Genomic DNA, 15,576 nt, shown 5'->3' with positions numbered 1-15,576 from the left:
CATTCCGTGACTTCTCCCAAGCGACGCGCAGCGCGCGCAAGCTACGATGTTTCAAGAGCAGTGTTTCGGGCTAGTGGTTTCCCGCTAGTGCTGCTCCATGTACGCCATGAGGTCCTGCATCGAAGTTGCCGGGCTCAGGTGTTCGTGGCGCTCGTAGCGCACTATCGCCGCAACCGTGCGAGGCCCGATGTTTCCGTCCGCTTGCCCACGCAGGTATCCACGGGTAATCAATTGTCGTTGGACCGTGCGACGAACGTCGATTTCGCTTAGCCTTGCAGTCCCCACTCCAGCCGGGCCCGATGTCACGAATTTTGCGAGAAGAACGTGCGCCTGCGAATCCGTAGCGGTATGCGTCATCGCATACGCAATCGCTGGAGTCGCTGCTACTCGCACCGTTGGCACCCAGTGCATGGCGCCGGCAGCGCCGTACAGCGCGCCACCAAAGGCTGCAATAGCCGAGAACAGGCACGCTCCTTTCAATGGCGCCCAGTTGCGCCCGCGCTGGCGGTATTCAATTGGAACCTTGCGCCGCAGAAGCGAGCTTGTCGCGGCGCTGAGCATCCAGCCCAGCGGCGACACCAGTATCATGGTCAGCACTGAAATGACGACAGCGAATGTCAGAGGTAGCAGAGCGCTCCACGGATTCGCTATCGAAAAGTTTGCGAAGTTGTTGGCCGTAACGACGAAACCAGCGACAGCGGGGAATGCAGCAACAAGAGCCCAAGCAGCCGGCGAATTTGGCGGCGAAATCTTGTCAAGTACGTGGAGAAACGCTCCGCCAATCGACTCCGCTGCCTCCTTCGTGATGAAACCTTCCGCCGCGCGGGCGACTGCATGCTCGGGATTTGCTCGGGCCTGCTTGTCGAGCTTCGCCAGTATGCGCATCGAGCGGTCCAGGACTGGCAACTCACAGAGTGATGAGAAGAGCTTCTTAGCTTGCCGCCGGACCTTCGAGCGTCCCCGCCTACTATTGCTCAATGACGCAATCCGCTCTAACTCGGCACGCAGCAACTGGTCAAATATCGGAGGCGTCACGATAGGGACGAGGTTGCTGCCCACAGCGGCTACTTTGTACGGCTTCTGCACAATGGTGAGGCTGAGTTCGACAACGTCGGCGGTGCCTTCATAGCACGCGACCCAGTTGTCATTGTCGTTGTACTCCGTACCGGTCAGTTCGAGCGGGACCAATCTCCGGGCACCGGTTGGTCCTCCTCGCTCAAGGGCTCGCACAAGCGCATCGGCAGCCAGTCCGCGGTGGGGCGGCACGTGCCATGACGGACGTGCCAACGCTTGAACACGAGCAACGTCGGTGAAGAATCCATGTCCCGCGCATGCACCGCATGTCTGCTTACCTGAGCCGCCACAACGCGCGCAAACAACACGTCCACTGCCAATACAGAAGCTGCAGGTCTCGCGAACTGTTTGCGTGTAAGTCTCGTTACGGTTGCCGTTCCATCGGGTATGCGTGACCGTTCTATTCTTCGAGCCGATACCGCTGCAGCTGGAACAGCTGTTCCGTCCTCTGCCCGAGCAGCCTCCACACGACACTCTGCCGCTACCGCTGCAACTCCCGCATTGTCGAAACACGGAGTAAGAGCCGAAATCGTGAACAGGATGGACTGCTGCCGATAACTCGAGTCCGTTCGCGCCGGCGACATCGATGCACTGCATGAACGGAACGCGAATGTCGCGGTTACGTACGGCCTTCTCGCACAACATCCGCAGGTGATTCTGGAAGTCCGCGGAGTTATAACCGAAGTGTGCGCCGGATATTGCGGCATTACCTTTCGACGTAGTCGTCGTGACGTCGTGCTCGAATCGCCACACAACGAACGCAGTCGCGAGATAGCGCGCAGTCGACTCGTCCGTGGGTACTACGTCTTCTTCTCGAGCATGATTGCCGACAAAGAGATGCCGGAGATTTTTCAGTAGGCCGCGCCCTTGATGACTCAGTTCCACGTCGTTTGTTCCTGGTCCGCTATTGCTGCTACCCAACTCGGCAGCATTCCATTCTGGTGTATCGGCAAATCCGACAGCAACTTGAGCGGCCGACGTACGTCTTCAGTAGCGCCAGCCACGAGAACTTACGCTTTGCGTTCGAATTCCCAGAGAGCGGACTGCATACGGTAAGCACCGGTCTTGTCAGGCGCGAACACCTCGGGCATGCGCTCGCCCTGCTGAACCAGCACGCCCGGAACGTGATGGCCCAGCGCCTTCCAGATGCCGGTTTCCGGGCAGACTTGACCGGTTCGTACCGTCCGGGGGCCCGCGCCGATATCCGATGATTTTGCAGGCTCCTCGTAGCTTCGCGCGAAGTCCACGAGGTCCTTCGGATAGACGATGTGCTCGTGCAGCGACGTGTCGTCCAGTTCAAGGATGAATACCAGTGCCGCGGCCTCTATAGCCCAGTACCCGAAGTACAAACCCCATTCGTTCGAGAGGTTGAGGTGACTGTCATGCCAAGACACCTCCTCCATCGAGGCATACCATTGCTCTAAATAAGCATTCAGGTCCGTGAGCCGTTCTTCGTCTGTCTCACCATAAATACTGTTGAGACAATCGATGTACGACTCATGCAGGCAAGTATCAACGTCGATGCGACCCTTGATGGCATATGCGAGCAGGTCTTCATAGAGCCCGTCCTCGCCTTCGTAAAACGGGTCTTCTATGGCTGCAATTCGCGGGAGAAGGTCACGACGGTGAAGCAAGTAGCTTAATCCGATAAGCTGGACCGTTCTCTCGTAGTCTTCCAGCTCGCTCAGTCGTAAAGGCGGCCAACCCGGGCGGTGCACCGCAGCCTGACGCCGTGCATATTCCTCATAAGCGGCGACGACTTCCTCGAGTTGCTCACGCAACTCCACAATAGGCTCGCCCGCCGTGTACCGCAACAACATCAACGCAAAACGGCTCTCGGCCCTTCTTGCGGCCGCATGTGCGTGCCTTTCTTCTTCGGTGCCATTTTTGGGCAGTTGCTTTGCCCACCGCTCGATAGCTTCGCTGTAGTAATTTGACCAGAAGCGGTAGTAAGGCTCGCTGATAAAGCGCTGGCGACGTCGGTTCAAAAAGTCATCCATATTTCAAGCCTTCCCGGTTCCGTATCGTTTGTTAAGGCGCGTCTGCTTCTCGTTGACTGCCTTAAAGACCTCGTCCTCTCGATAATGATGCTGGACGGAATGGTCATGATGGTCGTGTTCTTTCTTTGCCAACAGCGCTTCTGCGTGCTGCCTTGCACTGGCCGAGTAGAACGGAGTGTACAGAATGTGCCTGGCATACCCGGAAACTTCGATGGTCTCGCTCCACGCAGTTCCGACAGCTTTCGGAAGAACCTGACGTATCCACTCGACACTCATCTGCGCGATTTTGTCGCTCGTCGGTAGCACCCGACCTTCAGCGGTGGTCGATGAAGTAGTCGAGGTGGTGGCCGGCGTATCGGTCTTATCTGACTTGGTCCGTTTGTCCGTCGGTGCCTTGCTGTCAGAGCCCTGTTTCCGTGAAGCCTTCTTGGACGTTCGCCCAGGATTGCTGCCAACTTCAGGAGGTTCCAACAACTCAACGCCAGGTGGCACAACCGTCTCAATAATCTTTTCGACTTTCAACTTCGCCTTGCCCAGTTTGCCAGAGACGTCTGGGTTCTGTCCGTCGACCGGCTCATTCATCACTCTCGACGCTTTCGCTTCAACGAGCGCATATTTTTCGCCGTGATTATTCGAAGGGTTGGCGCGCCAGACACCATCAAGGCCTCGTCCGTGTGCCTTCACCGCAAACAGCTTGTTGAGCTTGGTTCCATCGTTGAGCTTGCCGAGCGACTCGAGGCTCGGGGGCATTTCCCATTTTCCACTGAGTCCGTCATCGTGCTTGGACCAACCGTTTCCCCACTTCAGAACTTCATAGCAGTGGTAGTCCGCGATATGCTCTCCGACAAACCCCGTTAGTTTATTGGATATATCCTCGATAGCGAGTTTTGCGTTTATGGTGCCACCCGAAGCTCCGGTGTTTGAGCGATTCTTACCCTGTGCTGCCTCCTCACCAATCTTTCCTGGTTTCTCAGTCTCCTTTTTCAGCGCGACGGAACCTTCAGCGGAGGAGTTGGGTTGCTTTCTTCTCCAATGCATCAACTTGCGCTCGACGAACATAGTGAGCCAGAACGGCAAGTTGTTTTGCCCGTATTCGAGCGCTTCGGAGACAGCTACCTGCCCTTGAGCCGGAAGGTCACGGTACAGCCATGACTTCTCTATGTGTTCGCGCGCCTCGGTCAATAGCTTCTTTAGCCCAGAGGCGTCAAACAACTTGTTGATGAGCTGCTCCGGACTAGTCGGGCAATGGGCGCGCTGCAGGACGAGCCGCAGGATATCGAAAAGCAACGGCCCATAGACCTCCGAATTGCGGTTCACCAGCCGGAAAGTTCTCTTCACACCAGCGCCGACTACCGGAACCCAGCCCACCACCGCAAAGACGAGGTCGATACCACTTTCAACCTTCGTCATCTCGTCCGCACTGTTGCGAGCGTTCCATACATCCAGAACACTTTGTGAAGTATCGTAGACGTTCTGAGCCACGTAAAAGAGCGGAACAGCGTTGGCTGCCATCGACAAGCCAATCTGCTTTACCGCGTCGTCAATAGCTTGCTGGTCGGTGTCGTTCATGATGGGTCGACGCGGCCGGAGAACTGATTGAAAAGGCTGACCAAGTTTTGGTCCGTTATGCCGTCGTGGCCGGCAGATTGAAGCTCCTTCAGGACATCGTCCTGTTCCATGACCTTTGGCGCGGGTAGTGGCTGCTGAACGAATGGGCGCGTGTCTTCGCCGAAGAAAGCCTGGGCGGTGCCATCGGGAACGTCACGCAGCAGCGCATGGCCGTTCGCATCGAGTTTGCCGGTCAAGGTGGTTCCGTTGTCGAAGACGACCTTGTATGGCGCGCCCGGCACGGGCTTCAGGTTGCCGTCCGTGAGGTTCAACTCCAGCTTGTTGTGCAGGTCGCCCTTGGGCAGCGCAGGTAGGTCGTACGTGCCGCTCGTCGGGCCATTGAACGAATGCTGCGCGCCCTTGATATCAATCTTGCCCGGCGCGTGGATTTCGACGTTCCCGCCCTGGATGCGGATGTACGCGCCGCCCGAGGTCAGAAGGATGCCTTGACTCGCCGCGACCTCCACCTTCTCGGTGGCGGACAGCACCCTCACGGTCTTCTGTGCCGTCACCTCGACGTTATCCGAATGCGCCTGAATCTCCACCTTGCCCTTCGCGGCGAAGAGCTTCATCCCGGCGTTCTGCACGAACAGACTGAGGCGCTGGGACACGCTCGCGAGGAGCGACTTGCCGGCGACAACGTGCGTGCTCTGACCGCTGACCAGGTTGACCTGCTCATCGGCGCTCAGGTGTATGGACTGCTGCGTCGACAGCGCGATGCCGGCAGGGCTGGCTGCCAGGAGGATGGGCTTTTTGAATGCGTTTGCCGTGCCGACGCCACCGCCACCTGTACGCCCCCCTGATGCCTCGGCTTCGAAGGCTTCGGTTGTCGCGTCCGAGAACGCTTTGAGGGCGTCCTGGCCGAGCTTCATGCTCTCGGCCTGATGTGTCGTGCTCGCCTCGGACAGCGACTCGATGAGACCGTGCGCGCTGTCGAGCTGCTGCCGAGCTTCTCGCACATTGAGTTGCTGTGCCGCGCCCCAGCTGGCGTGCGTTGTCAGAAAGAGCCCGCGATTGGCGCGAATGGCGCCGTAGGCATCGGTGCGCAGCTCAAAGCCGCTGCCGAGGTAGTTGCCGCGAACGTTGCCGTCCTGGGCAATCAGGTATCCGAGGTGAAGCATCGAGCTGGCTTGCGAGGAGAACAGCTGCAGCCTGTTCTGCCCCGTCGCATCGTCCATCACGAGCTGGTTGTAGCCCTGTCCGCCGTATTCCTTCGAGCGATAGCCCGACAGGATGCCATTGGTGTGCCAGCGCGGCGTATTGGCGCCGTTGTACACGCGCCCCGTGGCAATAGGCCGGTCACAGTCCCCGCCGACCCAGTCGATGGTCACTTCTTCGCCCACTCGCGGCACGTGCACGCTGCCATAGCCGCCGCCCGTGTCGGAAAAGGCGACCCGCACCCAGCATGTCGCAGCCTCGCCGTCACGCCGGTCCCAGTGCATTCGGACCAGGATGCGGTTGAGCGCATCCGTCCAGACCTCTTCGTTCCCGGGCGCGACGACCGTCGCCGTCTCGAGGTGCATGACGGGCTTCGGATGCTCGAACGGGAGACGGAATGGGACTTTGCGGCGCTGGGCCTCCACCTCGACGAGGAAGAAGCCCTCGCTGCCCATGCTGTCCTTGAGAACGAACGTCGACGCCGCGTTGGAATGAGCATCGCGGACTTCGGCGAGACGTGCGTCCAGGCTGTACGGATATGAGCGACCTTCGCTCGCCGGCAAGTTGTTACGGATGTACCAGGTTGCCTCCACAACTGCAAACTTGCGGTCCTCGGCGGCATCCCGGTCGTGTTCTGGATGGTCCAGCAGGGTGAACCACTGCCCGACGTCGATGCCTGGCGTGCTGCCCACGCCGCGGAACCGTTTTGCGCGGGACTCCCATTCCTCCAGCCTGAGCTTGGTGAGCTGCTCGCCGCGGCCTTCGTCCTGGTACGTGTATGGTCCAGTATATTCGTAGACCTCGGACTGCTGAGGCAGGTCGCCCTGGCCCGCGACGGTCGGATAGGACTTTTCCTTCCGGGCATCGGGGTTCTTATAGTCGAACGTTCTGGTCGAGTACGACGTACTTTGCAATGTTCGCGTGCCTGCCCACTGCACAAGCGCATCCGGCTGATGCACGCGCCCTACACGCGAGAACCGGACCTGCTCAGGCACAACCGGTTTGAGCGAATATAAATCGTCGGTAATGACAAGCGAGTGCGCCTTACCGTCCGATGCATGTTCGAAGTAGTACCACCAGCCCTCCGACTCCATGAGCCGGTGGACGAAATTCCAGTCGTCTTCGTATTGCACGCAGAACGAGCGGACCGGCGAGCGTTTCTGAAGCTCAAACCGGTAAGCGCCGTGGGCTTGCGGATGCTTTGCGAAAACAGCTTCGAGGATGCTTTCGACTGTCTTGTCCTGGAAAATTCGCGCGTCCTTGCGGAATTTCAGAAAGTGCAGCCACGATGAGAACGTGAGTTGAAAGGCCGTGAGCTGCCCGTCACTGCCCAGCCGTCGTGCCGTATGCACGTAGCCGTGGACGGGGCGGTACGTCCGGTCTGCCTGCTGAATCCACAGCGTGACTGGCTGCGCGATGAGTGATTTCAGTTCGAGCGAATCCCGCAGCGAGACCACGTCGACTGCGTACTCGAAATTGCGCCCCAGGCCCGCTGTGCCCACCACGATATGCGGCAGCAGCACATCCGGCCCGGCGGGGGTATCCAGTTTCACAATCCGTTCGAACTGGCGTAACCCCGAATTCAATAACGCGATAAGGTCCTGGGCTCCCATTTTGATTTTCCTTGTATCGGCTTCCCTCAAAGCCGAGCAAAATCATACGGGGGAAACCCTATGTAGACAATAAAAAATGATAGGCAAGGAACCGCCGTCACAGACCGGATTTCGCTACGATGAGCAAATAATCGGCGACTCGGAGGAAATTTAGGTCCGCCGCCCCCAAAAGCCGGCCGGGCGGGCTTTTGAGTGAGGGCAGCAAGAATTTTTCTTTCTCGGCAGCCGATTTTCACGGGACATGAATATGCCGACTCGCGACCAAGCCATGGTACCCATGAGCAGGTGTGCACACGCCAAACCGAACTGGTGGAGGATGTCGCCGCTAGCACCGAGAAGGTGTTGCCGAAGTAGGGCTCGCCGGAGGTCGCGCTCATCGATGCCCGGAAGTCCGACTACTCCCATGCGTGCGAAGTCGAGTATGGCCGCAGTCCATTATCGCAGCGGAATCCTTCCGATAAATCGCCCGCCTTGACGAGGCAATACCGCTACCGTCAGCGTTCGGGAATGGCCCAGACCCCAGGCAATGCAGCGGCCGAAACTTCGAGGTCGATGTCCAGCGGATAGTGCCTGAGCAGGCGCATCGCCATTGTTTGAACGAGACCTCGGACGTTTACCTCGTCGGCAGAAGCGAGTATCAGCAAGAATTCCCGCGTGTCCACAACGGCTTTCGTGCGCTCACGTGGCGTCGTCATCAGTAGCGCCGTCAAGCAGACGTTTGGTGACGTCGGTGTATGACGTGACCTCGTTCAGTTCGCACCATTTCTTCCAGACGTACTCAGCATTCAATGACGAACCGTTCTTGCCGACCAACTCATAGATGCGTCCACTCCGGGTTGTACCCTGCATAGTTGCCGGGTCGAACCGCACTATCGCGGAACTGACACGCCCCGACGAATCCAACATGTCCACACCGACAAAATGCCGGCTCCCATTCTGCGTCTCGAATATGGACCATCGAGACAGCGGAATCCTCGGCTGTTCGGCGAAGGAGGGTAGCTTCCAGATGGGCATTGCGGCCTCCTGTTGGTGAGGAGATTCATACCGTTCCAGACATGCCGTGTCGAATTACGGACAACATCCATAAAGCGAGCACGAGCGCGGATACATCTCCGATTGGAACGACGTAGCATCCCTGCGTTGCCGGAATCCATGCGCGTGCCGTCCCCAGGCGGTATGTAGCAAAAAAACGTACGCGCAGACGCAGGTCTTGGTGCCAAACGCTAGATACCGTGGCAGTAACGCGACGTCCCAAGATTGGGTGGTTCTGGCGAGCCGACGAATCTTGCCGACACCAAGATTGCGCTCAACGAATCGGAACAAATGTATCGATACGTTCAGTCTAGCGCACCGATTGAAGAACGCAAGGACTCTGCTACTCGGGCTTTTGCGGGCGGCCGCCCATATCAACTGCGGCAGCGAGGTCTGCGAAGTCGATGTAGCTGTGTAGGCTGCAACTTCCCAGCACGACCGCGCACTGGAGAAAGAGCGAGAGTGGAATCGTCCCTGTCGAGAACTGGGACGCGAGCAGCTGCTCGGTTGTGGCAACTCCGATATCCCCGAGAAGGGCGACGAGCCGGTCCGGCGTAACCCATGGCCGTTGCCCCAATTCCGCCATAATCACTGCCTGCGCTCGCCCCTCCCACGTCCCGCAGAGAGCCAACGGTCCGAGCCAAAGGCGTGGAGCAAGGGCTTCCGTTACATGAATGATTTGTAGCAGAAGAGTGAGCTTTGCCGTACCGCGAGCGAGGCGCGAGATAAGTGCGCGTTCTGTTTCGCGGACCCCTATGGCGGTTAGCTCTTCGGCCAATCCGGCATAGGTCAGTCCTTTTCGCTCAAGCGCGACCCGGATGACGCGGGAGGCTAGTCCTCCCCACACCGCATCTTCCTCGCTCACAAGAGTCTTTGTCATCTTTGTAGAATCGACTATCTTTGTAGATACAAATGTATCGGCATTGAACTCCGTCCACTCTTGGAACAGTGTTTCCGATAACACGGCGCGCCAGGAAGGCGCGCGCTGTGCGCACCCGTCGACTTAGATTATCTAGATGGGAAGCGGCAGCGTCTACAGTCCGCGCACGAGCTGCGATAGCTCAAATGCCGCGCTGCCCGCGAAATTCTCGCGTCGTTGGGCTCGGATGAATGCGGCATCGACACTTTGCCGGCAAGAAAAAGAAGGGAGATGCAGGCCGCCAGGGAATCCGGTGCGGCGCGGAGGACCAATGTCGCTGAGCGCGACAGACTTGCGGAAGATAGAGTGCTTCGGCTACTATCGCACCCTGTCATAACCTCGAGCTATCGGAAATCTGCCCCGGATAGTTAATAGTATATCGAGAAATGCAGAGTCCTGCAACTCAAACCAATGTCAGGCAATTTTGAGCGCATTGACGCCTTGATAGGAACCCGGTAGCGGAATACAGACCCAAAAATAAAACGGCGTCCAAGGTTGGCCCCTTGAACGCCGTCTCACACGTGGTGCACCCCGAAAGGCACATCTACGCTCACTCACGCGCGTCAGATTGCCAGACGGAGCGCGCCTTGTCAAGTCACGCCCGTAACCGGGCGTTGAGAGGCAATTATGACGACACCCCGTTTGTCGCCGCGTATGCTTGCGCGCGACTTTTCCATCCGCTGCAACAGCAGCGGCACCGCAGCCCCGCGAACTGAAGCGTTGGGGCCGCAATCTACGTGCACTGTCCGCCGCAAGCCGGCGCAGCGACTTTCCCTCCGGTTGCGTGTGTGCTTCGGGCGGGTCGCGGTTCGTTCTTGCGAGTGCCAGCGAATGCCTGGCGCCGCCGCACGGTTCTCGCCAGCCGGTCAGGTGCCGTCATGCAACTGACCATCGATGACACGGGCGTCCTGAATAGCGCTCGACTCGCGGACATCCCAGACCAGTCCAATCCGTGCGCGCGGTTTGCCAGGGACGTGACCACGCTTGACGACGGTTACGACGCAATGGAGTGCATCCCCTCGGAGCGGCTGGGGGAGCCCGGTATCGGCGTAACCGATTTTCAGATTCCTACGTTCGAGCATGCCCGATTCGCAGTCGAACTTTTTGCCTCGGCTACCGAAAGCGCGACAGAGCGCAACTTGAACTCTGAAGAATTCAGACGCAAGACGGTCTCCGCGGCCATGTACATAAACCATTCGGCCGACCGGCATGGTCATGCATTGGAGGGTGCGCCAATTACCATCGCCAACGCTGGGCCGCGCGGCCATGTCGTCGTTATTCCAGCCGGGATGAGCCAGCAGGCGTTTCGAAAAGCCATCCAACGCATGTTTGGTACGGAATACGAAAGAATTGATATTGCGGTCCCGCAAGGTGGGACGATTCGATACACGCGGCTGCCATCTCTGACCGTGCCGTTCCCGGAAAACGGTGCGCCGCGCTCGTTTGGAAAGCTCTTCCTCCGCTACTTCGACGACGCTATGAAGATGACTCATTCAGCGCGTCTTCGCGGCCCATTTCATCGCGGGGAAGAGGAGGTCGGGCCGGCCTTGCAGGCCTATGCGATTGCAGCAAACATCGGCGTACTGATTGTGGAGCAAATCAATACGCGCAACGCAAGCACGAAGCTGGCCAAAAGCTTGTGGGCAATCTTGGCGCGTTTCACCGCAGACACCGGTATTCCGATTGTTTGCCTTGTAACGCCCGGGGCGGCTGCGGCACTCTCCGAGCAGAGCACCGCTGCTGCGCTCCTCGCCGGGAACACTTGGTACAACATTGCGTCCGCAGAACCGCACTCCGCCCAGTGGTCCCTGACGTGCGAGTATCTCTACACGACGTATCTGACGGGCTGTATGGGTTTTGGCGAACCGGAATGGTTCGCTGAAACGATGTGGTGGCTGACTTGCGGACTCAGCGAGCTTGCGGTCAAGGCATGCATTCATATCATGAGTGTTAGCCGGAAAGAGGATTTCAGGCGACCTGGCAAGGACGAATTTCTGAAGTTGGCAAAGAATGCCCTTGCTCTTGAATGGCCACATCTGCGTGCAATCAGGAAACTGCGCGAAGGAGGCTCATTCACTACTGCCAGCATTCGTCGTCATGGTGACTGGCTTCCTGTCGAACCGATGATGCAGTCGGTGCCGGGACTGGACGAGACGAATCCAGCATTCCGAATCACCGACGTGTCGACGCTGGGGGGCAACCATGCTTAGCGCCTATGTCTCTGCTACCGCCGGTGAAACAGCGACGAGTCTACTCGAGGCCGCTGCTTTTGCGACAGGCTCCGCAGCGGCTCGCTACCTTTCTGCGCGTTGCTATCGTCGTTGCGCCCCACTAGTCGGGACCCTGCCGTCGCGGGCGAAGTTGTTCTGTGACGCAACGGAGCAAGCATACGGCACACCCGAAGAAGTCGTGTCAAAGTTTTCGCTCGCCCCCTTGTATTCCCGGGGAATGAATCCGCTAATGCAACAGAAGCTAGTCGCCCAGTTGGTGGATGGCCCGCATTCCCGAACTTGCTGTCCTCGGCTGCGACCCTTCATCCAATGCGGAAATCGCCACGGCCTGCAGTGTCCCGAATGCGCGATGCTGGCCACTAAGATGCATGGGCGTCGGATTTCGTATTGCATGCACTGCATTGATTTCGTTAGTCGCTGTCCGATTCATGGCTGCAAGCTGGTCAGTGGCGACGATTGCAGTTCCCTCGAAGAGAGGCTTGCGTTCAACGCCGGCGTCAATGCGGCGCGCAATGCATCTCGCTACGCACAGTTGGCTCATGCCATGGCGCAGGGTTGTTCATCGGAGTACACCCGGGAAAGTGTACGTCGGCGACTACGCGAGAAACAGTACCTCTCCGAATCCGGAAGGTGTCGACTGGACGCGCTACGAAGCGCATTCGCCGGGGCGTTTTCGGATGGCTTCGAAGACATTCGTCTTAACGAACTGTTGGCGAATACGGATGTTGCAGCGACCAGTGCTTATCTGTTGAACCGCGAGGCGAGAGCCATACATCCGGTCTTTTTGATACTCCTTGAGTGGCTGTCGGTGGAGTTGGACACACTGCCTATCAGGTCGCATGCAATAAGCCCTGATGTAGGCAACGCAGAACCTGCTATGGATACACGTGACGCAAAACGAACTGCGTGGTTGCGACATCAAATGCAGTGCGCAGGCATGGGACGCAATGAGATTCGGCATCGGCAGCCAGCTCTTTGGGTCTGGTTATATCGATATGACCGTGATTGGCTCGTCAGCCATCAGGTCGCCCCTCGGCAACCCCGCGGTCGGAAGACCCGCGCCATGCCGTCGGCGCCGTTCGCACGCGCAATCGTTTCAGCTGAGCGTTCCGTGCACCGTGGCGCGATTGGCCGCGAGCCGCTTCCGTCGGCATACCAGATGCGTCTCGCCTATGGAATGAATCAATACCTGTTCGACCGTGCAACAGAAGTGTTCGATGGCGCGGGAAAAGCTGCGCAGTTGCCCGCACGTCGTGAGGTCTTCATCGCTCGCCGACTAGCACGAGCCATTTCGGGGCTTGCGGCGAAGGGAATGGCGACTGATGTGGCGTCGGTCGCACGCGAAGCCAGATTGCGGATTTCAACCGTTGTCCGCTATCAACGCGAGGAGTCCGCTAGATATGCAAGCGAATGAAGCCCTCGCGTCCATGGTGATGACATCCATTGCCGATGGCGAGCACTTTCCCCTCTACTTCGCGCGACTTCGCAGCTTCGCTTGCGTTGACTTGACGCCAACTGCCCTGTTGTTCCCAAGCGGTATGCGCAAGCTTATCGACCAGTTTGGAGACCTGGTTGGACCGCTCGATAAGGTTCTCGGTGGCAACATGCTTTTGCCGTTATTCAATCGTGCATTGGCCCCCGACGACCAACACATTCTCAAAGCCCACTGTCTTGACGCGCCGAGACTGGGCTTACCGGCCTTAGTCGGGCTCAATGGGCCGCGTTCTGGCTGGGCGCGCGCGGCCGTCGCTTGCTGTCCGATGTGCATCAAGGATGATATCGCGCCGTGCGGCAATCCTTATTGGAGACGGGACCACCTGGTGCCTGGCGTTCTCTTCTGTGGTCGCCATCACCTGCCGTTGCACGTCCGGTGTGAGACGTGTAGCGACTTCAGGACCTATCCGAATTGGACAACTCACCCGGGCAGGCATTGTGGCTGTGGACTCAGGCCTCAGCGCCGAGCGACCACGTTGACCGACGCCCAAACGGCATCGGAAATTGAGATGGCGAAGGCCGCGTCGAGACTGCTTCAACCTGACTACATGCCGCAACTCAACCACGTGGGTTTTGCGACCCTCGTTGGAAAATCCGCCCGTCAGCTTGGACTGACGCAGGACCGTGGCGTTAACTGGCGTCACACCGAAGATTATTTTAAAGAGACCCCGCACGCGCGACTAATCTCTCGGACATCGCTTCTGGTCGGACGCGGCTACGTCGGGACCATTCTGCGTGGGAAGGGCGTATACCGCAACCCGATGCAAAACGTCGCATTGCTGATTGCGCTCTACGGAACGTGGGAGGCAGTTGAAGGTGCCTGCTCGACTATGAATTCTGAGGAGCATCAGGCTGCACCATCTACGAAAACTACGAACGCGAGTGCTCGAAGCAATTACTCGAGATTCAGGACATACCGCGCCCGATGGATGGACAAACACCACGACCGGTGGTTCGAGCACTATGCAGGGATGTATCGGGACGTTCGAAGGAAGCATCCCGACGATACCTTTTCGCAACTGATGCGTCGTCTACCTGCTACCGCAGCTCAATTTCTCACTCGCACAAAGCTGATTGCAGCCGGCGAAGACGTACCTCCGTCGCGCGCCGGCGCTTACGACTCTGCGTTGGACCGGTCATACGCCGAGCACATACGTGCGACGGCAAAGCGACTTTTCGAACAGGGTTTCCCTGGGCGAGTAACACGGCATGCCCTGATACGCGGACATCGCATGGACGTCGCTTGGTATCAAATCCGCGACCGACTGCCGCTCGCAAAACTGGCACTCGCGCAGAGTGAGGAGTGCATGCCAGCGTATAGACGCCGCCGCCTGCTGATGCTCTCCAATTCCGCGACCGTCTTGACGATGCCGCGACTGACCAAAGAACAAATCGACGAAATGGATGACGTGACAGTCCGCAAGCTGCTTAGACAAGGAGCCGCACGATGAATGTCTCCGTACCCGGCATGGATAGTGTTTCCGCGCGCAGGGAAGCACATGGCTCTCTCCCTACTAAAAACGTTGAGTTATTGCGAGTCTGGCCACCCCTAGCTTCACGACATCGTCCCACGAACGAAAGGCCGTCCGCCGGCGAGTTCAAGCTAGCGAATCTCGCGCGCCCGTTCGTCACACCGAGAGACGCCCGATTGCCGCCCACCGACAAGTACGGCTGGCCGCACGGAGTTGCATACGAAGCATTGCTCAAGGCCCGCCAGCCATCGTTGAGTACGCGTTCGACATTTCGCGGGATGAAATTCCGCCGACGCTACGAGGCGCTATCGGGAAACGAACAGCGCATCCTGTTCTCCCTTGCATTCAATCCTTACGTTATTGATGTGCGAGACCAGTATGGAATCTACGACGTCGAGGCCCTACACCGCGCGCAAAGCAAGGGCGAACTCCTGCTGCGCACAGACATGATGACCATTGATGTCATCGTTACCTACGTGATGCCAGGGAGCCTCGATTTGCATTACCACGGAATCTCCATCAAGCCAGCAGATTACGTGCCGGACCAGAATGACCTCGACCGGGAGCACCGCGAGCAGAACGCCCTTGCATCTCGTGGCTGGACGTGGGAGTTGATGCGCGGAGATGCCGTCAGCCAGCGGGAATTCGCGAATAACTTCTGTATGTATCGAACTGTGCGCGACCAGGATGTGGCGTTGAACTACGACGACGCACATTGGTTTGCGAAAAAGCTACTTCGGAGCAGCACGCGGGGTACGATGGGCTCCGTGCTCAGGCGCATCTCGAAACGCGTCGGCATCAGCGACGATGCCGCGCATCAGCTGTTTGCCGTCGCCGTGTCGTATGGCTTCTTGACGGTCGACCATTCAAAGGACCTGCGGGTGGACTTACCACTGCACCTGCTCTGTTAGACCCGGTCAGTCACGTAACCCCACAAGTCGCCGAGGCCACCGTCTACCTGGCCGTGGCCTCGCT

The 15,576-nt window shown here is 58.4% G+C and carries 11 protein-coding genes and 1 pseudogene; 5 read left to right on the top strand and 7 right to left on the bottom strand.

Features of this window, described 5'->3' with window-relative positions; genetic code table 11:
* Positions 1-84 precede the first annotated feature (84 nt).
* The 7 genes from ABIC50_RS09420 to ABIC50_RS09390 all read right to left on the bottom strand — a co-directional run bounded on the left by ABIC50_RS09420 (position 85) and on the right by ABIC50_RS09390 (position 9,365).
* A complete protein-coding gene (locus tag ABIC50_RS09420) occupies positions 85-1,188 on the bottom strand; it encodes a peptidoglycan-binding domain-containing protein (protein ID WP_354163362.1) in 1,104 nt (367 codons plus the stop codon).
* Between the two features lie 896 nt (positions 1,189-2,084).
* The gene (locus tag ABIC50_RS09415; protein WP_354163361.1) at positions 2,085-3,074 is read right to left on the bottom strand and encodes a PoNe immunity protein domain-containing protein; all 990 of its coding nucleotides are present in this window, start codon (positions 3,072-3,074) and stop codon (positions 2,085-2,087) included.
* Positions 3,075-3,077: 3 nt separating this feature from the next.
* Entirely contained in the window at positions 3,078-4,643 is a 1,566-nt protein-coding gene (locus ABIC50_RS09410) for a hypothetical protein (protein ID WP_354163359.1), read from the bottom strand.
* Complete coding sequence (locus tag ABIC50_RS09405) at positions 4,640-7,453, bottom strand: type VI secretion system Vgr family protein (protein WP_354163357.1); 2,814 nt, start codon at positions 7,451-7,453, stop codon at positions 4,640-4,642. The genes ABIC50_RS09410 and ABIC50_RS09405 overlap by 4 nt, the downstream gene beginning before the upstream one ends.
* Before the next feature lie 494 nt (positions 7,454-7,947).
* Positions 7,948-8,148: a BPSL0761 family protein gene (locus ABIC50_RS09400; protein WP_354163355.1), complete on the bottom strand. Its 201-nt coding sequence runs from the start codon at positions 8,146-8,148 to the stop codon at positions 7,948-7,950.
* Positions 8,132-8,467, bottom strand: a complete 336-nt coding sequence (locus tag ABIC50_RS09395) for a hypothetical protein (protein WP_354163354.1) — start codon at positions 8,465-8,467, stop codon at positions 8,132-8,134. The genes ABIC50_RS09400 and ABIC50_RS09395 overlap by 17 nt, the downstream gene beginning before the upstream one ends.
* 361 nt (positions 8,468-8,828) lie before the next feature.
* Positions 8,829-9,365: a DUF6471 domain-containing protein gene (locus ABIC50_RS09390; protein WP_354163352.1), complete on the bottom strand. Its 537-nt coding sequence runs from the start codon at positions 9,363-9,365 to the stop codon at positions 8,829-8,831.
* Positions 9,366-10,282: 917 nt separating this feature from the next.
* On the opposite strand from ABIC50_RS09390, the gene ABIC50_RS09385 reads away from it, so the two are divergent.
* From ABIC50_RS09385 to ABIC50_RS09365, 5 genes and pseudogenes are all read left to right on the top strand, one after another.
* Positions 10,283-11,614, top strand: coding sequence for a hypothetical protein (locus ABIC50_RS09385; RefSeq protein WP_354163350.1), 1,332 nt, complete (start codon positions 10,283-10,285; stop codon positions 11,612-11,614).
* A gap of 370 nt (positions 11,615-11,984) precedes the next feature.
* A complete protein-coding gene (locus ABIC50_RS09380) occupies positions 11,985-13,049 on the top strand; it encodes a TnsD family Tn7-like transposition protein (RefSeq protein ID WP_354163349.1) in 1,065 nt (354 codons plus the stop codon).
* Positions 12,958-13,485 (top strand): annotated as a pseudogene (locus tag ABIC50_RS09375) (TniQ family protein); the annotation flags it as partial. The gene ABIC50_RS09380 and the pseudogene ABIC50_RS09375, both read left to right, overlap by 92 nt.
* Before the next feature lie 120 nt (positions 13,486-13,605).
* Complete coding sequence (locus ABIC50_RS09370) at positions 13,606-14,580, top strand: hypothetical protein (protein ID WP_354163691.1); 975 nt, start codon at positions 13,606-13,608, stop codon at positions 14,578-14,580.
* A 197-nt stretch (positions 14,581-14,777) separates the two neighbouring features.
* Positions 14,778-15,512 (top strand): PDDEXK family nuclease, encoded by a 735-nt coding sequence (locus ABIC50_RS09365; RefSeq protein ID WP_354163348.1) that lies wholly within the window; start codon positions 14,778-14,780, stop codon positions 15,510-15,512.
* Positions 15,513-15,576 lie beyond the last annotated feature (64 nt).

It is taken from the genome of Burkholderia sp. 567 (assembly GCF_040545115.1).
Classification (GTDB): domain Bacteria; phylum Pseudomonadota; class Gammaproteobacteria; order Burkholderiales; family Burkholderiaceae; genus Burkholderia; species Burkholderia ambifaria.
The sequence above is the reverse complement of the archived record's forward strand: the minus strand, read 5'-3'. Positions and strand labels throughout refer to the sequence as shown.